General features: G+C 62.7%; 19 protein-coding genes. 8 read left to right on the forward strand and 11 right to left on the reverse strand.

What is annotated here, in order from left to right:
* Window positions 1-9 precede the first annotated feature (9 nt).
* Window positions 10-2,973 carry a TonB-dependent receptor gene (locus BM400_RS19720; protein WP_089843090.1) on the forward strand — a complete coding sequence of 988 codons (2,964 nt, stop codon included), beginning with the start codon at window positions 10-12 and terminating at the stop codon, window positions 2,971-2,973.
* A 160-nt stretch (window positions 2,974-3,133) separates the two neighbouring features.
* Here BM400_RS19720 and BM400_RS19725 read toward each other — a convergent pair whose 3' ends face one another.
* The 4 genes from BM400_RS19725 to BM400_RS19740 all read right to left on the reverse strand — a co-directional run bounded on the left by BM400_RS19725 (window position 3,134) and on the right by BM400_RS19740 (window position 8,001).
* Window positions 3,134-4,717: an NAD-dependent succinate-semialdehyde dehydrogenase gene (locus BM400_RS19725; protein ID WP_342714615.1), complete on the reverse strand. Its 1,584-nt coding sequence runs from the start codon at window positions 4,715-4,717 to the stop codon at window positions 3,134-3,136.
* Window positions 4,642-5,925 (reverse strand): M20 family metallo-hydrolase, encoded by a 1,284-nt coding sequence (locus tag BM400_RS19730; RefSeq protein ID WP_089843096.1) that lies wholly within the window; start codon window positions 5,923-5,925, stop codon window positions 4,642-4,644. Before BM400_RS19730 ends, BM400_RS19725 begins: the two co-directional genes overlap by 76 nt.
* Window positions 5,926-5,934: 9 nt before the next feature.
* Window positions 5,935-6,678: a (S)-ureidoglycine aminohydrolase gene (gene allE, locus BM400_RS19735; RefSeq protein WP_089843098.1), complete on the reverse strand. Its 744-nt coding sequence runs from the start codon at window positions 6,676-6,678 to the stop codon at window positions 5,935-5,937.
* Window positions 6,679-6,771: 93 nt separating this feature from the next.
* Entirely contained in the window at window positions 6,772-8,001 is a 1,230-nt protein-coding gene (locus tag BM400_RS19740; RefSeq protein ID WP_089843101.1) for an allantoate amidohydrolase, read from the reverse strand.
* 204 nt (window positions 8,002-8,205) lie between these two features.
* Between BM400_RS19740 and BM400_RS19745 the strand changes: the two genes are divergently transcribed.
* Window positions 8,206-8,793 carry a DUF7002 family protein gene (locus tag BM400_RS19745; RefSeq protein WP_089843105.1) on the forward strand — a complete coding sequence of 196 codons (588 nt, stop codon included), beginning with the start codon at window positions 8,206-8,208 and terminating at the stop codon, window positions 8,791-8,793.
* On the opposite strand, the gene pucL is transcribed toward BM400_RS19745, so the two are convergent.
* The 4 genes from pucL to allB form a co-directional block, all read right to left on the reverse strand.
* Window positions 8,774-9,631 carry a factor-independent urate hydroxylase gene (gene pucL, locus BM400_RS19750; RefSeq protein ID WP_089843109.1) on the reverse strand — a complete coding sequence of 286 codons (858 nt, stop codon included), beginning with the start codon at window positions 9,629-9,631 and terminating at the stop codon, window positions 8,774-8,776. The two genes, BM400_RS19745 and pucL, sit on opposite strands and share 20 nt — an antisense overlap.
* A gap of 3 nt (window positions 9,632-9,634) precedes the next feature.
* A complete protein-coding gene (gene uraH, locus BM400_RS19755; protein ID WP_089843112.1) occupies window positions 9,635-9,976 on the reverse strand; it encodes a hydroxyisourate hydrolase in 342 nt (113 codons plus the stop codon).
* Window positions 9,973-10,479 (reverse strand): 2-oxo-4-hydroxy-4-carboxy-5-ureidoimidazoline decarboxylase, encoded by a 507-nt coding sequence (gene uraD, locus BM400_RS19760; protein ID WP_089843959.1) that lies wholly within the window; start codon window positions 10,477-10,479, stop codon window positions 9,973-9,975. Before uraD ends, uraH begins: the two co-directional genes overlap by 4 nt.
* Window positions 10,480-10,670: 191 nt before the next feature.
* Window positions 10,671-12,020: an allantoinase AllB gene (allB, locus tag BM400_RS19765; protein WP_089843115.1), complete on the reverse strand. Its 1,350-nt coding sequence runs from the start codon at window positions 12,018-12,020 to the stop codon at window positions 10,671-10,673.
* A 42-nt stretch (window positions 12,021-12,062) separates the two neighbouring features.
* Between allB and BM400_RS19770 the strand changes: the two genes are divergently transcribed.
* Window positions 12,063-12,536 carry a nucleoside deaminase gene (locus tag BM400_RS19770; protein WP_089843118.1) on the forward strand — a complete coding sequence of 158 codons (474 nt, stop codon included), beginning with the start codon at window positions 12,063-12,065 and terminating at the stop codon, window positions 12,534-12,536.
* 14 nt (window positions 12,537-12,550) lie between these two features.
* A complete protein-coding gene (locus BM400_RS19775; protein WP_089843121.1) occupies window positions 12,551-13,813 on the forward strand; it encodes a homoserine dehydrogenase in 1,263 nt (420 codons plus the stop codon).
* Window positions 13,814-13,816: 3 nt separating this feature from the next.
* Here BM400_RS19775 and BM400_RS19780 read toward each other — a convergent pair whose 3' ends face one another.
* Together BM400_RS19780 and BM400_RS19785 are read right to left on the reverse strand one after the other, a co-directional pair.
* Window positions 13,817-14,566 (reverse strand): ThuA domain-containing protein, encoded by a 750-nt coding sequence (locus BM400_RS19780; protein ID WP_089843125.1) that lies wholly within the window; start codon window positions 14,564-14,566, stop codon window positions 13,817-13,819.
* A 103-nt stretch (window positions 14,567-14,669) separates the two neighbouring features.
* Window positions 14,670-15,611, reverse strand: coding sequence for a quinone oxidoreductase family protein (locus tag BM400_RS19785; protein WP_089843128.1), 942 nt, complete (start codon window positions 15,609-15,611; stop codon window positions 14,670-14,672).
* Window positions 15,612-15,695: 84 nt separating this feature from the next.
* Here BM400_RS19785 and BM400_RS19790 point away from each other — a divergent pair, with 84 nt between their 5' ends.
* Window positions 15,696-16,331, forward strand: coding sequence for a TetR/AcrR family transcriptional regulator C-terminal domain-containing protein (locus BM400_RS19790; RefSeq protein WP_175529160.1), 636 nt, complete (start codon window positions 15,696-15,698; stop codon window positions 16,329-16,331).
* Window positions 16,332-16,422: 91 nt separating this feature from the next.
* Window positions 16,423-18,528: a M13 family metallopeptidase gene (locus BM400_RS19795; RefSeq protein ID WP_089843134.1), complete on the forward strand. Its 2,106-nt coding sequence runs from the start codon at window positions 16,423-16,425 to the stop codon at window positions 18,526-18,528.
* A gap of 142 nt (window positions 18,529-18,670) precedes the next feature.
* Here BM400_RS19795 and BM400_RS19800 read toward each other — a convergent pair whose 3' ends face one another.
* Entirely contained in the window at window positions 18,671-20,542 is a 1,872-nt protein-coding gene (locus tag BM400_RS19800) for a glycoside hydrolase family 15 protein (RefSeq protein ID WP_089843136.1), read from the reverse strand.
* Window positions 20,543-20,763: 221 nt separating this feature from the next.
* On the opposite strand from BM400_RS19800, the gene BM400_RS19805 reads away from it, so the two are divergent.
* Together BM400_RS19805 and BM400_RS19810 are read left to right on the forward strand one after the other, a co-directional pair.
* Window positions 20,764-22,773: an alpha-1,4-glucan--maltose-1-phosphate maltosyltransferase gene (locus tag BM400_RS19805; protein ID WP_089843139.1), complete on the forward strand. Its 2,010-nt coding sequence runs from the start codon at window positions 20,764-20,766 to the stop codon at window positions 22,771-22,773.
* Between the two features lie 185 nt (window positions 22,774-22,958).
* Window positions 22,959-23,774: a hypothetical protein gene (locus BM400_RS19810; protein ID WP_089843141.1), complete on the forward strand. Its 816-nt coding sequence runs from the start codon at window positions 22,959-22,961 to the stop codon at window positions 23,772-23,774.
* The last annotated feature ends 52 nt before the right edge of the window (window positions 23,775-23,826 follow it).

A 23,826-nucleotide genomic window follows, 5' to 3' on the forward strand; every position in this document is an offset into this window, starting at 1 on the left:
AGGAGTTCGATGTCTTTTCGATTGCGCGTATCCCTGATGATTTGCCTCATGGCGGCCCTGTGCGGCTTCGTGGCGGCCACCCCCCTCCAGGCCCAGACCGGCGCCACCGTGCGCGGCAATGTCGTCGATCCCGATGACGCCCTCATCCCCGGCGCCATCGTCACGCTCACCCCGGTGAGCGGCAAGGCCTTTACCGCTACCTCCCAGAGCGACGGAACCTACACCATCAAGGGCGTTCCGGCAGGCACCTACTCGCTCACCGCCACCGCCACCGGCTTCGGCACCTTCGTCAAGCTGGGCGTGCGCGTCGCCGCCGGCGCGGCCGTCGCGCAGGACATCAAGATGGCCCTGCAGGAACAGTCGCAGGTCGTCCAGGTCACCGCGCAATCCGCCCAGGTCTCGGTCGATGCCGACTCCAACGCCAGCTCCACCGTCATCAAAGGCAAGGACCTCGAAGCGCTCTCCGACGATCCCGACGAACTCTCCTCCGAACTCACCGCCCTCGCCGGTCCCGCTGCCGGACCCAACGGCGGCCAGATCTACGTCGACGGATTCACCGGTGGACAGCTCCCGCCCAAGTCCTCCATCCGCGAAATCCGCGTGAACCAGAACCCCTTCTCAGCCCAGTATGACCGCGTCGGCTTCGGACGCGTCGAGGTCTTCACCAAGCCCGGTACGGATAAGTTCCACGGATCCGCCTCGCTGCAGGGCAACAACTCCAGCTTCAACTCCACCAACCCCTTCCAGGGCGCGGTCATCCCGTACCACACCATCTTCTTCCTCGGCCAGCTCACCGGCCCCCTAACCAAATCGTCGTCCTTCACCATTGGTGGATCGCACCGCACCATCCAGAACAACTCGCTGATCAATCCGACAGCTTTCTTCTCCAACTCGCCCACCTCCGCCGTGCTCTGCGCCCCGCGCGACTTTACCTGCTCGGCCAACGCGTACCCCGCCAGCGCGCGTTCGGTCTTCGTGCCGCAGACGCGCTGGGACATCAGCCCGCGTATCGACGTAGCGCTGGGTGAGAAGAACACCCTCACCACCCGCTTCCAGTACGAGTCCAACAGCACCCAGAACGATGGCCTCGGAACCTCGTCGCTGCCCACTTCCGCCTATAACGATGGCAGCACCGAAGCCACCCTCCAGGTCAGCGACTCGCAGATCGTCAGCTCAAAGATCGTCAACGAGACGCGCTTTGAGTACCAGCACACCACCGGCTACCAGAACCCCGCCTCCACAGCCCCTCAACTCACCGTCCAGGGTGCCTTCACCGGCGGCGGAAGTAGCTCCGGCACGTTCAACAACACCGGCACCCACATCGAGGTCCAGAACTACACCTCCATCGCGCTCGCCAAGAACTTCATCCGCTTCGGCGGACGTATGCGATTCAACAGCGAGGACCTCACCTCCAACGCCAACCTGAACGGCACCTTCACCTATAGCCATCTGCTCGATCCCTGCTATCCCGCCAATATCGCCGCTGGAAGCTCCACCGCCGCGAACTGCGCCAACACCACGACACTCTGCAACGCCGCGAACGCCGTCGGTGCCAACTACGTCTCGTCCTATCAGTGCGGCACGCCCAGCCAGTTCGTCAAAGCGACCATCAACACGCCCACGATCAACGCCCGCACCACCGACGTTGGCCTCTACGCGGAAGACGACTGGAAGCCCAAGTCCAACCTCTCCATCAGCATAGGCATACGATACGAAGCCCAGACCGTCATCCACAGCAGCCATGACTTCGCGCCCCGTACCTCCGTCTCGTACGGTATTCCACGCAAGAATGGCAACCCCACCACAGTCCTGCGCGGCGGCTTTGGCATCTTCTATGACCGCTTCGCCCTCGGCAACATCCTGACCACGTACCAGAACAACGGCACAGCGCAGCAGATCGCCACCTACCTCAACCCCGGCCTCGCCTGCACACCCACCAACACCAACGCATGCGGAAGCACGGCGAACAGCCTCAACACCATCTACACCCTTGCGCCGAACCTGCGCAGCTCCTACAACCTCCAGGGTGCCGTCGGCGTCGATCAGCAGGTCTCGAAGATCGGTACCGTCTCCGTCAACTACCTCATGACGCGTGGCGACCACCAGTTCATCGCCGCATCCTTCCCCAACATGGTGAACAATGTGCTCACCGGCTACAACTACCAGTACGGCTCGCGCGGCCTCTATAACCAGAGGCAACTCACCGTCAACGCCAACGTCCGCACGCGTTACGTCACCATGGGCGGCTTCTACGCATTGAGCTTCGCCAACGCCAACACCAACGGTGCCAGTTCCTTCACCACCAATGCCTACAACCCCAGCGTCGACTACGGCCGCGCCGCCTTCAACCACACGCAGTTCTCCGTCATCTACGGATCGGCGAACCTGCCCTGGAAGTTCACCGCCTCGCCCTTCCTCATCGCGCAGTCCGGCAATCCCTATAACGTGACGACCGGAACCGACGTCAACCGCGACTCGCTCTACAACGATCGCCCAGCCTTCAGCAACATCGCCGCAAGCTGCACCAACTCGGCCAGCTTCGTCACCCCGACAGCAGGTTCCAGCTACACCCCCATCCCGATCAACTACTGCACCGGACCGGGGAACTTCACGCTGAACATGCGCGTGGCCCGTACCTTCGGCTTCGGCCCCCGCACCGGCGCCCCGGCAGGGCAGGGTGGACGTCAGCGTGATCCCTCTCGCATGGGCATGGGCGGCCCCGGCGGACCTGGCGGCGGTGGTGGACGTGGCGGCGGGCCCGGCGGCTTCGGTGGTGGAGGAAACTCCGGCCGCAAGTACAACCTCACCTTCGGCGCGCAGGGCTCCAACATCTTCAACAAGGTGCCGCTCGGAACCCCGGTCGGAACCCTTACCAGCCCGAAGTTCGGCCAGCCGGTCAACATCGGTGGACGCCCGTTCAGCTCCGGTTCGGCGGTTCGCACCATCACCCTCCAGGCAACCTTCAACTTCTAACCAGAACCCGCAGCACAAAGAGAAAGGCCACCGCGAAGGTGGCCTTTCTCTTTGTCTGATGTCCGAGCAGAGTGATGCCCGCATGATGTCCTGGCGTCTCAAACGGTATACACGTCACGCAGTGACCGCCCCGCACGCAGCGGGCTTGTCCAGCAGGGACTCAGCGGTTCCGATATGCCGCATAAGGATCGGTCCGGTCGTCCGGGTCCCGATCCGCCGGCTCGTAAATCACGATCGGCTTACGGTCCGGCTCCGGCTCGGCCGGTCCCTGATCCGCGATCACTACCGTCTTCGCGTTCAAGAACTCCCGCATCCCCGCCGCCGAAAGCTCACGGCCATGCCCCGAACGCTTGATCCCTCCAAACGGAAGCTGAGGATCGCTCGCCACCATCGCGTTCAGAAACACCGTGCCGCACTCCATCTCCGCGATCAGCCTCTGTTGCTCCGCCGGATCGCGCGTCCACGCCGAAGCTCCCAGCCCAAACGGCGTGTCATTTGCCAGCGCGATCGCCTCATCGATATTCTGCACGCGAAACAGCATCGCCACCGGCCCAAAGATCTCCTCGTAGAACACCGGAGCCGTCCTCGGCACATTCGTCAAAATCGTCGGCTCGAAGTAATTTCCCTTCCCATGCAGCCTCTCGCCCCCCGTCAGCACCCGGGCCCCCGCCGCGACAGCCGCCTTTACCTGCGCCTCGACGCCCTCCAGAATCTTCACCGTGGCCAACGGCCCCACATCGGTCGACTCGCGCATCGGGTCGCCCACCCGCAGCATCTCCATCCCATCGACAAACCGCCGCTCGAACTCGTCGTAGATCTCCGCCGCGACAATAAACCGCTTCGCCGCAATGCAGGACTGCCCATTGGCGACCGTACGAGCCTTTACCGCCGTCGTCACCGCAAGCTCCAGATCCGCCGAAGCCATCACGATAAACGGATCGCTCCCGCCCAGCTCCATCACCGACTTCTTGATCAGCCAACCCGCCTGCGCGCCAATCGCCCGCCCGGCCTGCTCGCTTCCCGTCACGGTCACCGCCACGACGCGCCGGTCGTTCAGCACCGCCTCCACCTGCGGAACTTCAATCAGCAGCGTCTGGAACGTCCCCCTGGGAAAGCCCGCTCTTCGCACTAAAGACTCGATCGCCAGCGAGCACTGCGGCACATTCTGCGCCGGCTTCAGCAGGCCCACATTCCCCGCCATCAGCGCCGGAGCCAGAAACCGGAACACCTGCCAGAACGGAAAGTTCCACGGCATCACCGCGAGAATCGGACCCAGCGGCTCCCACTTGATGTAGCTGTGGTTCCGCTCCGTCTGCACCACCTCGGGAGCCAGAATCAGAGCCGCATGCTCGGCATAGTACCGGCACACCGCCGCGCACTTCACAATCTCCGCCTTCGCCGCCAGGATCGGCTTGCCCATCTCCAGCGTAATCAGCGCCGCCAGGTCTTCGACCTCTTCCTCCAGCGTCGAAGCCAGCTTCCGCATGCACAGCGCCCGGTGCGCCAACGGCACACGCCGGAAGCTCGCAAAGGCCTCCGCCGCCAGCGCCAGCCTCTGCTGCACGGCCTCGGTCGTCAGCGCGGGAAAGGTCTTGACGAGCGTTCCGTCGGCGGGATTGATGGTCTCAATAGCCATGCGTGGTTCAGATGCAACAAATCCAGTGCAACTCAGTCTGACGCGAGTGTAGCAAGAGTGGACGCCAGAATCCTGGTCCCATCCATAATGGCAGATGGCGAAGCGTATTCATCCGGCCTGTGGCTCACGCCCGCACGGCATGGGATAAAAATCATCGCAATCGGGCATATCCGCGCCATGAACGACGAGTCGTGATACGCCCGGCTCACCATCTTCTTGAACGGCAGCCGCGCCCCGCCGCACGCCACCTCAATCGCCGCCACAATCTTCTCCGACGAAGTGGCCGGAGCATCGGCATTCACCATCGTCTCCGCAATCGTCACGCCACGAGCCGCCGCAATCTCCGCAACATCCGTCCGCACCGCCTGCATCACGCCCTCGCGCCGCACCGGGTCCGTATCCCGAATATCGAGTTGCAGCGTCACCCTGCTGGGCACGCTGTTCACAGCCCCCGGATGCACCTCACACGTCCCCACCGTACCCACCGTGTTCGAAGTCCCCGAGGCCCGGTTCGCCGCCAGCACATGCTTCTCCACCGAAAGAATCACCTCGGAAGCCGCACACAGAGCATCCTTGCGATCCGGCATCAGCAACGCCCCCGCATGACCGCCCACGCCCTCGATGACAAACCGATACCCGGCAGGCGCAGCAATATCCGTCACAATGCCAATCGGCAGCCCCTCCCGCTCCAGCAGCGGTCCCTGCTCGATATGCAGTTCCACCCATCCGTCATAGTGCCCAACCGCCAGCCTCACACCCTCCAGCGACCCACGAAACCCAGCCGCCTCCCGCACCGTTGCCAACGTACTCCCAGCCTCCGCCCCAGGCAGCAGATCCACCAGACCATCCGCCTTCTCCGGAGCCAAAGTCCCAGCGATCAGCCGGCTTCCCAGGCACCCGATGCCGAACCGCGTCGGCTCCTCCGACGTCAGCAGCACCAGCTCAATCGACCGCCTTGGCACAAACCCCGCGGCCTTCAGTGCCCGCATCGCTTCCAGGCCGCCCATCACGCCAACGGTTCCGTCATACATCCCCGCATGCGGAATCGCGTCGACATGCGACCCCGTCGCCACCGCCGCCAGCTCCGGCTCAGACCCCTCCCAACGGATAAACGTATTCCCCACCGCATCCACCCGAACCGAGAAGCCCGCCTCCTCCGCCAGCCCCATCAGCCACGCCCGAGCCCGCAGATCGTCCGCCGTAAACACCACCCGCGTCACCGCCGTCCCCAGCGGCGAAGGCTCCACCTGCGTAAACCCAGCCAGCTCCGTAAGCTCCCGATTCAGCCGTTCCCCGTCGATCGAAATCTCCTGCATGTCGTCCCTTCAGGCCAGTGGATGGCGGTTGAAATCTTTATAAATAAGATACTTCGCCTGCGTCTTCCCAATCGCCCCAAACCACTGCGGGCAATACGGCCCCATCCAGATAAAGTCCCCCGCCGCAACCGGATACCACGCATCGTTCAGCCGGTAGATCCCCCCGCCTTCGAGCATCATCAGCCCATGCTCCATCACATGCACCTCCACCTGCGCCAGCGACGCCCCCGGCGCATAGCTCATCGTGTTCACCGCAAAGTCGTACTCCCCTCCGGCCGGCATCATCGCCCGCACCAGCAGGTCCGGATCGTCCCCCAGCGGCATCCCTGGAATCTGCGACTCCACCCCCGTCACAATCCGCGTAGCCGCCGCTCCCTCCAACCCCGTAAACGGCTTGTCGATCACCTGCAGCACCGCCGCTTCAGTCGCCGTCAACGTATGCGCCACATCCGCCGGCACGAAACAAAACCCCGTCGCCGGCAGCGAACGAAACGCCGCCTCCGAAGCCAGGTCCACCGTTCCCGACTGCACAAACACAAACCGCTGCACTCCAGGCAGCCCCGAATCCGCAAGCTTTCCACCCACCTGCAACTCCACCGTGTACTGCGTAAACGCCGCCCCAATCGCCGGTGCCGCATGCACGATCGCCGACCCCAGCGTCAGCCCAGGCAGGGGGATGCGAATAAATGCATCCGGTGTATGCAGCAGATGATCGCGCCTGTGCGCACTCCGTGTAGCTCCAAGATGATGCATAGAACCCTCAAATGACAATGAACAAGAGTAGCGCAAACCGATCCACACCCGGGAGACCGGTTGGGGCACGTCACCGCCGGATCCGGCGTCCTCCTAAGACGCCGCGAGCCCCCGCACAAACTCCACCCCCACCGCGAGCCCCGTCTCCACGTCTTCTACTCTCACATCCTCGTCCGGATGATGACTGATCCCTCCCGGACTCCGCAGAAATAGCATCGCCGACGCCACATGCGGAGCCACCACCATCGCATCGTGCCCCGCCCCGCTCGTCAGCGTCGCAGTCTCTACACCAAGCCGCGCCGCCGCCACCCGCAGCAGATCCGTCAACCGGTCATCGAGGGCCACTGCCTTTTGCTCCATCGTCACCGCATGCTCGACCGTAACCCCGCGCGAAGCCCCCGCAGCCTCCGCCGCCGCCACCAGCCCCACCACCGCCGTCGCACGCACCGCATCTGAAGCGTGCCGCACATCGAGCGAAACCGTCACCACCCCCGGCACCACATTCACCGCTCCCGGCAGCGCCGCAATCTTCCCCACAGTCGCCACCAGCCCCTCGGTCTCCCGAGCCGTCCTCTCCACCGCCACCACCCACTCCGCCGCTGCCGCCAGGGCGTCCCTCCGCAGATGCATCGGAGTCGTTCCCGCATGGTTCGCATGCCCCGTAAACCGAAACTCCATCCGGGTCTGCCCCACCAGCGCACTCACCACAGCAATCGGCAGATCGAGGCTCTCCAGTACCGGCCCCTGCTCAATATGAAACTCCAAATACCCCATCGTCCCCGCCGCCATCCGGGCCTCCGCCAGACGCCCCGGATCCAGCCCAAATCCAATCAGAGCCTCGCGCACCGTCACGCCTGACGCATCCGCCAGCCCCAGATGCTCCTCCAGTTCACCCACCAGCGCCATGCTCCCCAGAAAGGGCTTCCGAAACCGCACCCCCTCCTCCTCCGAGAACCCAATCACCTCAATCGCAAGACCGCTTGGAGCCGCATGTTCGACCACAGCGATCCCCATCATCACCCCAAGAATCCCATCGAACGCCCCAGCATTCGGCACTGTATCCAGATGCGAAGCAATCACCAGCCGAGGCGCATCCTCCGCCCCAAACAATCCACGAATATTCCCCGCCGCATCCACCGATACAGCCATCCCCGCAGCCGCCATCCATGCCGTCACGGCCTCATGCACCTTCCGCACCGAAGGCGCAAGAAACAGCCGCGTCGTCTCGCCCGCCACCTCGCTATACGCAGCCAGCGTGCGGCACCGCGAGATTACATCAACGGCACTACTCGCAAAAACGGACTCATCCAAGCTCGAAGCCATATATGCCCCATCTTACCCGCTCCATCTCCACACTCGCTCGCCCCTTTTGGTTGTCATTCCCGAAGGGAATCTGCTTCTGTCGTCGTTTGCTTTGCTACTTGACCCCACCCAAAAGTCGCGTCATCGCGACCGGAGCGCAGCGAAGTGGAGAGACACCCGTATTTCGCTTTTGCGGTTGCTTGTTCTTTCGTCTCTAATCAAACGATGGAACATAGCAATTTTTTAGACCTCTTCCCAAAGCTCTACCACCTCACCTTCGCCGCGAACCTCCCCGGCATCCGTGCGCATGGCCTCCACAGCGCCGCATCCCTCGCCGATCTCCACGCCTTCGACGATACCGAACGCGAAGCCACCCTCATCCAGCGACGCCGCTGCATCCAGAACCTTCACGGCATCTCCCTCCGCGACCAGCACGCCGCCAGCGAAAAGAAAATGAAGTCCTGTCTCGTCGGTATCACCATCCCCGAGTGGCTCACCCTGCTCAACAGCAAGATCTTCCTCTTCGTCGAAAAAGAGAAGGCCCTCCGTCTCGCCGAGGTCTACGCCGAATACCCAAACGTCCTCCTCGAAGTCGATACCGCTCAACTCCTCGCCACCCACGCGGCCCACGCCACCCTGTGCCGCATCGCGTCCGGTTCCTTCACCAACCCACGCCCCCGCGGCCGCAATTCCTTCATCCCCTTAAACGACTACGTCTACCGCAAGAAGCGGGACACACCCGCCGAGCTCACCGTAGACGCACCCATCCCCAACATCCTTGAGATCGCAACCGTTACTTCCGTCGCAGCGTAGCCTCGATCGTGCCATGCGGCTCATCCGTAGGCACAAAGATCTCGTTCGGATTCTCCTGTCCAAACCGGCTCAGGTCCACCGGGATGCAGTGTTTATTCGGCATCAGCAGATGCACCTCCGTAATCGCCTTCACCTTGTTCAGCGCCGTCTCCCCCATCGCATACAGCGTGTGCTGGACGGACAAACTGTCATGCCCCGCAAAGCTCTCGAGCATCGTCTCGCGAATCTCCTCGCGCAACGCGTTGAAGTCCACGCCACCGCCACCCGCGATCGCCCCCGAGTACACCCAGTCCGCCGTCAGAGCCGTGCAGAACAACCGGTCAGCGGTCGGCTTCAATGTCGTCAACTCATCGACGATATAGTCCTCAAACCCCGACTTCGCCGTCTTCATGATCACCAGATCTTCCAACCCTGACCGTAGCTTAGTCCCCGACCGATCCTGCCGCAGCCACGTAATCTGCCTCTCGTTCGACCCCCTCATGAACGAGTCCGGATGCGGCGATCCATCGATCGTCAGCCTCTTCCACATCACCGCTTCGATCTTCACATGAACCGCCGACACCTGAGGATTCCGCCCCATCAGGAACGCACCCATCTCCTGCGCGAACACCTCGATCGAAGTCGCCTTCGACTCCCGCGCCAGAAAGTACACGGTGTTCTTCATCGTGTCCGTAGGCAGAATCTTCGAGTTGTCCCCAAGCGTATGCGCCGTCTCGTAGTCGCCCTCCAGCAGCACCTCCACCATCCACTCATACAGCTCGTGATACCCCTCGTTGTGCGTCACCTTCACCAGCCGCACGCGCGACTTGCCATATCGGTTTGCCGTCATCTCAATCATTCGTCAGCTCCCTCTATACGTGGTGTATCCATTGGCCGTCAGCAGCAGCGGAATATGGTAATGCGCCTCACCCGCCTCCACCAGAAACGCAATTTCGACATACGGATACAGCCCCCGCAGCCCCTGCTTTCCGTAGTACGCCTCGGTATCGAACCGAATCGCATACAAGCCCGGCGTCATCGCCTCATCCACCGGCAGCAAAGGCCTGCACCGCCCATCGGCATCGGTCTGCATGCGGTTCAGAATCGCCCACCGGTTCCCTTCGCCGGCCCGCGCCAGCGTAACCGGAACCCCTGCCGCAGGCCGCCCGATCGCGGTATCCAGAATATGTGTCGAAATACTCATCCGTTCTCCTGTTCCAGCCACTTCCGCAACCGAATCTGCGTAATCAAACGCTGCTGTTCCGCAGCCTCCAGCATCTCCGTCTCATCGTCGTTCTTCAAACGCCCTTCCAGAATCGCCAGCATCTCCATCGACGTCTTCCCCGTAGCGCAAACGATAAAGATCCGCCCGAACCGCTCCTCATACCGGGCATTCCCCACTGCAAGCTTGGCCTTCGCGATCTCATCCGGTGTCCCCTGCTCCCGCGCCGACCAGGCCAGCGACTGCGCCGTCGCCTTGGCATGCGTCTGGCCAATCCGGGGATGACTCGCAAAAGCCTCTATCCAGTCTTCCCGAGCCAGCCCCGCCCATACCGTGTCCGACGTCACCGACAAAGCCTCCATCGTCTCCAACGGACGCAGCGCCGCAACACCACGCGCCCACGCCGTCGAACCACAGCAGGGAAGAATCTCCGCCGCAGCCGTCTCCTCATCCAATCCGTTCCATCGCGCCAGCTTCGTGTTCATTGGTTCGACTAGCATACGTCACCCTGACCGCCGCCAAATTTTGTCATTCTGGCCTTGAGCGAAGCCGAAGGGGAAGAACCCCTGTAGTTGCCCTGCCCATGCTCAAGGGGCGCCTCAAAACCGGGTGCCCCACAACTTGCCCTGAGCCCGTCGAACGGGTCTCGTTTTGAGATGTGGGTTTCCAACCCCCTCTACCTCAACCGAAGCTCCCGCCCCTCGCACACCGAAGCAAACCCATCCTCTCCAAAGACCGTCACCCCTCGCAGATACGTCCCCACCACGCGCCCCGTCAACTTCTCCCCCACATACGGCGACACCTTATGCCGGAAATGCAGATCTTCCGCCGCAGGCACCCACGAAGCCTCCACATCGAACACCACAAACGAAGCCTCCCGTCCAACCTCCAGCGACCCGATCCGCTCCTCCATCCCAGCCAGACGAGCGGGCGCACTCCCCATCCAGCGCACCAAATCCTCCAACCCAAACCCCTGCTTCACAGCCTCCGTCCAAACCACCGAGACCGCCACTGACAAACTGGCAATCCCGCCCCACGCCTTATCGAACCGCCCATGCTCCAGCCCCTTCATCGCAGGCGGACAAGGCGAATGATCCGTCGCAATCAGATCGATCACCCCATCCCGCAGCGCTCCCCAAAGCGCCTCGCGATTCTCCTCCGAACGAATCGGCGGAGCACACTTATACAGCGTGTTGCCCCCAGGAATCCTCTCCGCCGCGAAGTAAAGATAGTGCGGACACGTCTCCACCGTAATCGGCAAACCCTCCGCCCGTGCCGCCGCCAACTCCGGCAAAGCCAGTGCAGTCGACAGATGCACAATATGTAACCGAAATTTGTACGTTCTACACAGTTCGATCAGCATCCGGATCGCTTCGAGCTCCGCCTCGTCCGGCCTCGAAGCCAAGTACGTTCGATAAGAACGCCAATCCGCCCCCGCCAGCAGATCCACCGCCTCTTCAATCGGCCCAGCCAGCTCCGCATGCACCAGCAGCGGAAGCCCACTCTCCGCGATAAACGGCAACGCCCGCTCCAACTGTTCGCGGTCGATCATCGTAAACCCATCGCACCCCGGATAGATCAGGAAGCACTTGTACCCCGGCACCCCCGCCTGCGCCAGCGGCAGAATATGCTCCTGGTTATCCGCGACCGCACCACCCCAGGCCGCCCAGTCCACAAAACACTTCCCCGCGGCCGCCACCCGCTTCAACTCCAGATGCGCAACCGTCGTAGTCTCCGGCAGACAATTCAGGGGCATATCCACCAGCGTCGTAAACCCACCAGCCGCCGCGGCCCGCGTCGCTGTCGCAAACCCCTCCCACTCCGTCCGTCCCGGTTCGTTGATGTGCACATGAGCGTCCACCAGCCCCGGCAGAATCGCCATCCCGCCAAAGTCCGTCCGTGCCACATCCCCCGGCAGCGCACCCACCGGGCCGATCGAAACAATCGTCCCACCATCCACCAGCAGCGCGCCAGACACCACCCCATCCGGGGTCACGATCCGTTCGGACAAATATGCATGTGCCATATAATCGACATTATCCGCGAAGCACCGAGGCGAGTGAAACAAATGCCAGCAAACCCAACCTTTATGCAGATGGCCATCGACCTCGCCGTCGAGAACGTCAACTCCGGCGCAGGCGGCCCCTTCGGTGCACTCATCGTGCGCAACGGCGAGGTCATCGCCACCGGAGTCAACCGCGTCACCGCCAACAATGACCCCACCGCCCACGCCGAAGTCCAGGCCATCCGTTCCGCCTGCACCTTCCTCAAGGACTTCCAGCTCACCGGCTGCAGCATCTACACCTCCTGCGAGCCCTGCCCCATGTGCCTCGCCGCCATCTACTGGTCGCGCTGCGAGGCCATCTACTTCGGCTGCACCGCGCAGGACGCCGCCGACGCCGGCTTCGACGACTCCTTCCTCTACCACGAGGTCGCCAAGCCCCACGCCCAGCGCACCATCCCCACCAGCCGGCTCCTCGGCCCCGAGGCCCTGGCCAGCTTCAACGCGTGGCGCACCTTCGAAGCCCGCATCAGCTACTAAACGATCGGAAAAAAATGGCAACGAAAAAAATAGCACTTCTCGGCTTCGGCACCGTCGGAAGCTCCGTCGCAAAAGTCCTCGCAACCGGCAAATTCGCGGGCGTAGAACTCACCCACATCTACAACCGCGACGTCGAGCGCAAGAAGTCCACGCCCAACGCAAAGTTCGTCCCCAAGACCACCGTCTGGACCGAGAACATCAACGACGTACTATCTTCCGATGTAGACATCGTCATCGAGCTCATCGGTGGCCTCGACCCCATCGAGTCCTGGCTCCGCAAGGCCATCACCTCCGGCAAATCCGTCGTCACCGCGAACAAGCAACTCATCGCCTACCGCGGCGCGGGCCTCCTGCGCCTCGCGAAGAAGCACAACGTGCAGCTCATCCACGGAGCAGCCGTAGCCGGCGGCGTGCCCGTCATCCCCGGTCTCCTCCAGGGCCAGGCCGGCGACCAGATCACCCGCATCCGCGGCATCGTCAACGGCACCTGCAACTTCATCCTTTCCAAGATGGAAGCCGGAGCCGAATACGCCGATGTCCTCGCCGAAGCCCAAGCCCTCGGTTACGCCGAAGCCAACCCCTCCGCCGACGTCGACGGCTTCGACGCCCGCGCCAAGCTCTGTATCCTCTCCCGCATCGCCCTCCGCGCCGAACTCGATCCCGAACAGGTCCCCACGCAATCCATCTCCGCCGTCCAGGCCATCGACTTCGCCTACGCCAAGGAGCTCGGCTGCACCATCCGCCAGATCTCCGCAGCCGAGCTCGTCGGCGCCACCGTCCAGGCCCGCGTAGCACCCATGCTCGTCCCTAACACCCTGCCCATGGCCTGGTCCCACGGCACGCAGAACATGGTCGTCGCCAGCGGACGCTTCGGCGGCGATGTCGTCTTCTCCGGCCACGGAGCAGGCGGCGAACCCACCGCGGTAGCCGTCGTCTCCGACCTCCTCGCCGTCGTCCACGGCCACAGCTCCGTCGAGCTGCCCATCAAGAAGCGCGTCGTCACCGGAGACTTCCTCTCCCCGCACTACCTCCGCTTCGTCGTCAACGACAAGCCCGGCATAGTGTCCGCCATCGCCGGAGCGCTGGCCAAGGTAGGCGCCAACATCGATTCCCTCCTCCAGCGCCCCGGCCACGATAAAAACGCCCTACCCTTCGTCGTCACCACCGAGCCCTGCCTCAACTCCACCATGGACAAGGCCGTCCGCATCATGGGCAAGATGGACTGCATGCTCGAAAAGCCCCTTTGCCTCCAGATGCTCGAGCGCGAAGAACGCTAAGCCTTACCGCTTCCAAGCAACCACCCACTCGAAACCGCGGTCCAGAAGCTGCACCAGCTTCGGATCGCGGTACGAGTCCGGCCGATGCCCAAGGCCAACGTAAAACTCCCTCCCGCCATCCACACTCTGATACCACGCCACCGGAAGCATCTTCGGATACTCGTCCGGGTGGACCAGCTTCATCTTGTCCAGCCCACTCAGCCTGGAGCGGTCCACCACCAGCAAAGCGTGAGCATCCGGGCTGCGGTCGGAATAGAAGTAGCACTCATCGTCCCACTCGAACGTCTGCGGCAACCCAGCCGTAATCTCCGACTCCGGCTCGGCAAGCGACACCGTCAAGGTCTGCTGCATGGGATGTTCGACGAACTTTCCACCCAGCACATGCGCGAAGTAGGGCCAGTCCCGCTCACTCCCCGCCGCCGAGTGAATGCCCATCAAACCACCGCCAGCTTCGATATAGTGCTGAAACGCCTCACGCTGCTCCGGCGTGGTGAACGCCTGGTTGTTGGTATTCGAAAAAATCAACGCCGCATAGCGTGTCAAGTTCTTTGCCGTAAACACCGCAGGGTCGTCCGAGACATCGGCCTCGAAGCCATGCTGCTTCGCAATCGCCGTCATCGCCTCGACGCTCGCATGGATATTTTCGTGCACGTATCCCTTGCCGTTGTGCGTGTAGATCAGCACGCGATGCGGTTTAGCCTGTGCAGACACTGCAAACCACAACGCCATAACGAGCATCAGGAACCATCGCATACCAGAACCTCTCGAGAGAGCAGCAGCGGAAACCCGGCAGCGCTGCGCAACGAAAACTAATCGAAACAACCGGGAGAACACAAGAGAAAGCCCCCGATAGAACCTACCCAACCGTAAACACCACCCGCGGCCTTCCCGCCGCCTCCCTCCAGACAGCCTCCACTTCCGCCAGCGGCACCCTCCGCGTGGCAATCGTCAGCCCCGCCGGCTCCACCGCAGCAAACACCTTCGCAATCGCCCCCAGCAAAACCCGCATAGGCACGCTCTTCAACCCGCTCCCCATCAGCACCATCGCCGACGACCGCAACGCCGCCCCGGGCAGCGCGATCTCCATCTCTCCGGCAGCCGCGCCCACATGGACAAACCGCACCGGCCTCCCATCCTCCACGGCCTTCACAATCGCCACCATGATTGCCTTCGCGCTCTCGCCCCACAGGTAGTCGATCACTACATCGATCCCACCCGCAAATAACTCCACAAGCGCATCCTCAAACCCCGCACCAAGCGGCACCACCACATCCGCCCCAACCGTCTCCAGTTCCGCAACATTCCGCCCCGTAGCAATCACCTTCCCCGCCCCGAAGTACCTCGCCAACTGCACCGCCAACCGTCCCGCGGTCCCTGTCGCACCATGCACCAGAACCGTCTCGCCCGCCTGCATCTTCGCCCGCTCCATCAGAGCCGCCCACGCCGACATCCCCGGGTTCGCGATCGCCGCCGCCGTCACATCGTCCAGCCCATCTGGCACCGCGACGCACCGTCGCGCATCCACCACCGTCCTCTCCGCCATCGCACCAAACGGAGCCTCCGGCAGCGCAAAATAAACCCGCCGCCCATCTGCCGTCCGCCCCACTCCATCCGCGCCTGCCACCACCGGAAACCCATCCTCCGAGCTGTAGTGCGACCCGGTCGACCGCGCCTTGCTGAACGGGCTCAAAGCCGCCGCCATCACCGTGACGATCTCTTCCCCATCCCCCGCCACCGGCTCACGGAACTCCCCATAGACCGGCCCTTGCCCCATCCCCAAAACGATCGCTGCCTTCATGTCATCCTCCTCGATAAAATCGAACGTTGTGAGATAAATCTAACATCGTTAGATAACGAGATGCACCTCTGCTATCCTCGACGCATGAAAGTGAACAAAAAGATGGTGGTCCAGGCAGGGCTCAAACTCCTCAACGAGGTAGGCCTCGAGCAGCTCACGCTCCGCCGTCTTGCCACCCAGCTCGACGTCCAGGCACCCACCATCTACTGGCACTTCAAAAGCAAGCAGGAGCTCATCGACGACATGGCCACCATGGTCCTCGCCGAAGGTGCGCCCAACCTCACTCCCGCTCGCAACACGACCGGCTGGAAGACCTGCGCCGCCACCTTCGGCCACGGCCTCCGCAAGACGCTCCTCGCCTACCGCGACGGAGCCCGCATGGTCGCCGGCACCGAACTCACCGACACCGCCTACATGAAGACCGCCGAATCCATCGCCGCGAAGCTCCTGGATCATGGCTTCACCGTCCGCCAGGCCGTCGTCCTCCTCAGCACCATCTACAGCTACACCTTGAGCTTCGTCATGGAAGAACAAGCCGTGTACCCACGCCCGAACGAGCGCTCTCCACGCTACGATCTCAAGCTCCGCAGCACCCGCCTCGACCCCCATGAGTTCCCCATCCTCCGCCAGGCCGGCCCCATCCTCTTCGACAAGTTCGACCGCCGTTACAAGGAGGGACTCGACCTCATCCTGCGCGGGGCCGAAGGCTCCGCCGCCTGATATACCAGTGGCCCGCCTAGGCCATTTGCTGTATCGTGTCCCTACCGGGATTTCAATGTCTTCGAGTTTTCACATCCCCATCAGGAGCCCCATGCGTCTCGCCACACTCCGAGTCCTCCCCCTTCTTGCCTGTTCACTCGTCCTCACCGCCGGAGCGGGCTACGCCCAAACCCTGACCTCGATGTCCGAATCCTTCGGTCTCCCCGACGGACCCACCAAGGTACCCGTCCGTCCTATCAGCTTCGACCTCAACTCCCTCGACAAGACCGCCGATCCCTGCACCGACTTCTTCCAGTACGCATGCGGCAAATGGGTGAAGAACAACCCCATCCCCGCCGACCAGGTCCGCTGGGGCACCTTCAATCAGCTCGCCGAGAGCAACGCCTACACCCTCTACCAGGAGTTCAAGGCCGCATCCGAGGCCCCAAAGACACCCCTCCAGAAGAAGTACGGCGACTACTTCGCCGCCTGCATGAACACCGACCTCACCGACAAACTCGGTGCCAAACCCCTGCAGCCTGAGCTCGCCTTCATCGACAGCCTCAAGGACAAGAAGGACCTCGCCACCTTCAACGTCACCGCGGAGAACAAGTTCGACAGCGCCTACTTCTTCGGCATCGGAGTCGGACAGGATCAGGTCGACTCCACCAAGCAGATCCTCATGACCGGACAGGGCGGCCTCACCCTCCCCGACCGCGACTATTACCTCACCGACGACGCCCGCTCCAAGACCCTCCGCGACCAGTACGTCGCCCACGTCACCAAGATGTTCACCCTCCTCGGAGACTCCCCGGAACTCGCCGCCAGAGAAGCTGCCGACGTCCTCCGCATCGAGACCGCCCTCGCCCAGGGCTCCATGGCCCGGGTAGACCTGCGCGATCCCGCCAAGCGCTACCACATCATGACCATCGCCGAAACCGAAGCTCTCTCGCCTGACTACAAGTGGAGCGAGTACCTCAAGGGCATGCACGTCTCCGCGCCCACCATGAACGTCTCCTCCCCCGGCTACGTCAAGACCGTCAACACCGTCCTCGAAACCGAAGACCTCGCCGCCATCAAGCACTACATGCGCTGGCATGCCCTCCACAACGCCGCCGCAACCCTCTCGCAGAACTTCATCGATGAGGACTTCAACTTCTTCTCCGCCACCCTCGCCGGCCAGAAGGAGCAGACGCCCCGCTGGAAGCGCTGCTCCCGCCGCACCGACGCCGCCCTCGGCGAAGCCGTCGGACAGGACTGGGTCAAGCAGTACTTCCCGCCCTCTGCGAAGGACAACATGGAGAAGCTCGTCGCAGCACTCGAGCGCGCCATGGCCGAAGACATTCGCACCATCGGCTGGATGTCCGACGAAACCAAGGTCGAAGCCAAAAAGAAGCTCGACGCCTTCAAGGACAAGATCGGCTACCCCGAGCACTGGCGCGACTATTCCAAACTCACCGTCAAGCGCGACGACTTCCTCGGCAACGTCGAGCGCAACGGCATCTTCGAGCGTGAACGCAACCTCAAGAAGCTCGGCCAGCCCGTCGACGAAAAGGAGTGGGGCATGACCCCGCCCACCGTCAACGCCTACTACCAGCCCTCCATGAACGACATCAACTTCCCCGCCGGCATCCTCCAGCCGCCCTTCTATGACAACTCCATCGATCCTGCCGTCAACTTCGGCGGCATCGGCGTCGTCATCGGCCACGAGATGACCCACGGCTTCGACGACCAGGGTGCCAAGTACGGCCCCACCGGCAACGTCAAGGACTGGTGGACTCCCGCCGACAAGAAGAACTTCAACGAGCGCACCGACTGCGAGGTCAAGGAATACTCCGGATTCAAGGTCGCCGAAGGCCAGAACCTCAACGGCAAGCTCACCCTGGGTGAAAACACCGCCGACAATGGCGGCATCCGCATCGCCTTCCAGGCCCTCCAGGAGACGATCGCCAAGTCGCCCCAGACCGCACTCGCCGGCTACACCGACGGCAAGCGCGACGGCTTCACCCCCGAGCAGCGCTTCTTCATCTCCTTCGGCCAGATCTGGTGCGGAGCCTCCACCGAGCAGTCCGCCCGTATGCTCGCCAAGACCGACCCTCACTCCTCCGGCGAGTGGCGCGTCAAGGGAACCGTGCAGAACTTCGAGGAGTTCGGCAAGGCATTCGGCTGCAAGGTTGGCCAACCCATGATGCCCGCCAACGCCTGCCGCGTCTGGTAAAGCAAACCCACTCCAACAAAGAGACGGCCCGGGCAACCCCCGGGCCGTCTCTTTGCCATGGCATCGTTATGCCATGCCCTGGAGTGTGTGGTTGCTGTTGCCTTTGTCTCTTTTTCCCGCCTTTTCCCCACACTCTTTGTCTTTAGCGATTGCCAACCGACGGCTTCCACTCCCCGGCGAGCGTAAACGCCGCATGACACAGCGCAATATGCGACAAAGCCTGCGGAAAATTCCCCAGCATCCGCTTCGCCGTCGGGTCCCACTCCTCACTCAAGAGCCCCACATCGTTCGCCAGTCCAACCAACCGTTCGAACAGAGCCGAAGCCTCCGCCGCGCGCCCCATCAGAGCCCAGCACACCACCAGCCAGAAGCTGCAAGCCAGAAATGCCCCTTCCCCCGGAGGCAGCCCATCGCCGCCACCCTCGGTCTTGTACCGCAGCACAAAACCATCCCTCATCAACTGCTTCTCGATCGCCTCCACCGTTCCGACAATTCGCGGATCGTCAAACGGCAGAAACCCGACCATCGGGATCCGCAGACACGACGCATCCAGGTCCGTCGATCCATACGCCTGCGTAAAGGCGTTTATCTCCTTGTTGAAGCCATGCTCACAGACATCGGCATGAATCGCGTCCCGCACCGTCCTCCAGCGGGCCACATCCTGCGGCGCAAAGTAACCATCCCGCCCCTCGTCCGACAGCCGTACCGTCCTCTCCAGCGCCAGCCATGCCGACACCTTCGAGTACGTAAAATGCTGCCGTCCGCCCCTCGTCTCCCAGATCCCGTCATCCGGCTCCCGCCATACGTCGCAGACATGGTTCGCGAGATTCGCCTGCATCGCCGCAGCCGAAATCCGGAGATCGTCCGCCGCGTCCGGCATCCGGTACAGCGCCGAGGCCAACTCCCCGAACACATCCAGTTGAAACTGCTCCACCGCCGCATTGCCAATGTTCACCGGCTGCGAGTGCTCATACCCCGGAAGCCACGCAGCCTTCCACTCCAGCAGTTGCCTCTCCCCGCGAATCCCGTAGATCGTCTGCACCTGCTCCGGCGATCCCGCAACCGCCCGCAGCAGCCACATCCTCCAGTCAACCGCCTCCTGCTCGAACCCTGCATGCAGCAGCACCAGAAGCGTAAACGACGCATCCCGCAGCCAGCAGTACCGGTAATCCCAGTTCCGGCTCCCGCCAATCTTCTCCGGCAGCGAAGCCGTAGCCGCCGCCACAATGCCCCCCGACTCCACATACGTCAACGCCTTCAAGGTCAGCAGAGACCTCTCCACCACATCCGCATACTTGCCCTTGTACCTGCTCTTTCCAATCCAGTCCTTCCAGAAACTTTCCGTTCTGGCCAGCTCCGCCCCCACATCCAGCGGTGCCGGCCGATCCGCAAACACCACCCCATGCTGCAGCGTGAACCACGCCGTCTGTCCCTCGCTCAGTGAAAAATCCGAGACGGTCGACATATTTTCCCCGTGGTTCGGCAGCGCCTTGTCCTTCGACCCCGACCGGAACACGATCGCCTCCGAACCCGCGACCGCATGCAGCGTGTCGGTCGACCCCTCGCCCCACTCCTCGGTGGCCCGCTCACACGTCACCCAAGGAATCGTCCTTCCGTAGTCGAAACGGATCGACAGATCGCTCTTCATGTCGATCCGGCCGCTCAAGCACTTCACCGTCCGCACAATGCTCCTGGCCCCAGGCGGCATACAGTCGGTCAGCACAGCCTTCCCTCCGGAAGTCGCGAAGATCGTCTCCAGAATCATCGTCCCCGGCCTGTACTGCCGCGTGTTCGCGATCACCTCAACCCGCGGCGCAATCTTCCAGAAACCATGCTCCACCGTGCCCAGCAAAGCCGCAAAACAGGCCCCCGACGCGAAGTTCGGCCAGCATAGCCAGTCGATCGACCCCTCTCGGGATACCAGTGCCGCAGTTTCGCCATCCGCCAGGATGGAGTATTCTTCGATCTTCGCCCCATGCAGCGCCGTGCCCTTTGTTTCTAACGTCTCAGCCACACATCACCCTCTACCCTTCTTTGCAGACCCGTAAAATTCCGCCGGCACAACCCATCCCCGAAGGAATCTTCCGACAACCGCCACCCGATACTGCGCATCTCTTTTAGGATTGCCATGTACCGTTGGGCTCTCTGCACTGTCTACCTTGGATGCCGCCAACGCCGTATCCTTGTCCGGGAATTTTCAAAACATCAAGCGAACCAGCGCCGTTGAGTGAAGATATGAAGCCTGTTGAGGGTCGTAAGCGAGTCGTCGTTGAGCAGTTGTCACCCCAGGTCGATTCCGGCCGTTACCCCGCCTGCCGCATCCTCGGCGACACCGTCACCGTCACCGCAGCCGTCTTCGGCGACGGCCATGATCACGTCGCCGCCCGCCTCATGTATCGCCATGAATCCGAACGCCGCTGGCGCTTCGTGACCATGGTCGACCGCGGCAACGACGTCTGGTCCGGCGACTTCCTCGTCGACCAGCTCGGCTCCTGGCAGTTCACCGTCCAGGGATGGATCGACCACTTCGACACCTGGTCCTCCGACCTCCAGAAGCGCCTCGCCGCCCAGCCTGACCCACACTCCATCGAGACCGTCGGCACCGTTCAGGACATCCCGCTCGCCCTGCGCACCGGCGCCCTCCTTCTTGAAGAGATCGCCGCCCGCGCCAAGGGCCCCGATCACCGCCAGCTCACCGAGATCGTCGCCTCCCTTCGCTGGATGGCCGACCAGGGAGCCGTCTTCTACGAAAACCCCATCACCCCCGAGATCCTCGAACTCGCCGCCCGCTACCCCGACACCTCCCTCGCCACCAAGTTCGAGCGCGACCTGCCCCTCTGGGTAGACCGCGAGCGCGCCCGCTACTCCACCTGGTACGAGCTCTTCCCCCGCTCCGCTTCGCCCGACCCCACCCGCACAGGCCGCTTCGAAGACGTCGAAAAGCTCCTGCCCGAGATCGCCGCCATGGGCTTCGACGTCGTCTACATGCCGCCCGTCCACCCCATCGGCACCGCCTACCGCAAGGGCCCGAACAACAATGTTGTCGCACAGGATGGCGACCTCGGCAGCCCCTGGGCGATCGGCGCGGCCAAGGCTCCCGGCGTCGAAGGTGGACACAAGTCCATTCACCCCGAGCTCGGAACCCTGAAGACCTTCGATCACCTCGTCAAAGAGACCCGCAAGCACGGCATGGAAATCGCGATGGATATCGCCTTCCAGGCCTCGCCCGATCACCCCTGGGTCACCGAGCACCCCACCTGGTTCAAGCACCGCCCCGACGGCACCATCCAGTACGCGGAAAATCCACCCAAGAAATACCAGGACATCTACCCCCTCGACTTCGAATCCGTCGATTGGCGCGGCCTCTGGCAGGAGCTCTACGCCGTCTTCAAGTTCTGGGTCGATCGCGACGTCAAGATCTTCCGCGTCGATAACCCCCACACCAAGGCCCTGCCCTTCTGGGAATGGTGCATCGCCGAGGTCCACAAGGACCACCCCGACGTTCTCTTCCTCGCCGAGGCCTTCACGCGCCCGCACGTCATGTACTCGCTCGCCAAGGGCGGCTTCACCCAGAGCTACACTTACTTCACCTGGCGCACCACCAAGCCCGAGATCCAGGCCTACTTCGAAGAGATCACCAAGCCCCCTGTCACAGACTTCTTCCAGCCGAACCTCTGGCCGAACACGCCCGATATCCTCCACGAGTTCCTGCAGAAGGGCGGACGTCCCGCCTTCATGCAGCGCCTCATCCTGGCCGCGACCCTGGGCGCGAACTACGGCATCTACGGCCCCGCCTACGAGCTCGGCGAAAACAAGCCCGCCAAGCCCGTCAGCGAGGAGTACCTCGACAGCGAGAAGTACGAAGCGAAACACTGGGATCGTACCGCTCCTCACTCCATCGCGCCGCTCATCACCCGCGTCAACCAGATCCGCCGCGAAAACAAAGCCCTCCAGTCGAACAACTCCCTCCACTTTCACAACGCGGACAACCCCAATATTCTCTGCTACAGCAAGGTCTCGGGCGACAACATCATCCTCGTCGCAATCAATCTCGATTACTCCCAGCAGCAGTCCGGCTGGATCGACCTCGACCTCCGTGAACTGAACATCCCCCACAATCAGAACTTCGACGTCGAGGATCTCCTCACCGGCACGCACTACACCTGGCACGACCGCAGCAACTACGTCGCCCTCCGCCCCGAGGTCCTGCCCGCACACGTCTTCAGGGTCACCCGCCTGGGATAGCCCTCAAGAATGAGGCTGCAGATGCATCTGCAGCCTCATTTGTATTGAAGAACTCAGACATTCTGTCGTGCAATATTCCCAGCGCTTCCTGCATACTTCTGTGAGAAACAACCCTATCCTTGGACACATCGCAGAGAAGTATTCACGTGGGAGGCACTATGGGGCTGTCGGATTCTAATCGTCTCTTGCACACCGTGGCGTTCACAGTCTTCGCCTGCTCTCCAGCCATCGCCCAGCAGCAGGACCAGCTCCCCGATAGCCCCACCCCGATCGCAGCCGCCAAGGTTGAAACTCCGCCACCGCCTCAATTTTCGTCATCCTCCGCGGAGGACATCGACCTCCCCACGATCGCCCCTCACATCAGCGCCAGCCCCGGCGTAGAAATCACCGTCCTCGAAGACACCCTGCTCCGTGTCCGCACCAACGCGCCCCTCAGCACCAGCACCGCCCGCGAAGGTGCCGCCGTCCTCTTTACACTCAGCAAAGACGTAGTCGTCGACAACGTCCTCGTCATTCCCCGCGGTGCCACCCTTCACGGAATGATCGTGCAGAACAAGAAGGCCGGCACCTTTACCGGCACGCCAGACCTCACACTCAAGCTCACCTCCCTCGATCTGGCCGACCGCAACTACCCCGTCTACAGCTACCAGTTCAGGGTGGCGGGCACCAGCAAGAACAAACCGACCGAAGCCAAAATCAAAGGTGGAGCAGTCGTAGGCGCACTCGCCGGCGAAGTCGTCGGCGTGACCGCCAAGGGAGCATCCACAGCCGCCAGCCGTCTGGCCAGCGCCGGAGCCGGTGCTGCCATAGGAGCCGGTCTCGGCACCCTGGCCGCCGCCGCATCCAGCCCTGCCGTCACAATCCCAGCCGAGTCCCAGATCGACTTCTACCTCGCCTCCCCCATCGCCGTCCTCCCTCCCACAGCCAAAGACGCCCAACAACTCTCGCACCTGCTCCATACCGGCGAACCGGTTCTCTACGTCCGCGGCGAAACCCCGTAGTCCCAGATGACCCCACCGCACTTCGCTGCATCCAACACATTCGGGGTGACAG

This window comes from Granulicella pectinivorans, assembly GCF_900114625.1.
Taxonomy (GTDB): domain Bacteria; phylum Acidobacteriota; class Terriglobia; order Terriglobales; family Acidobacteriaceae; genus Edaphobacter; species Edaphobacter pectinivorans.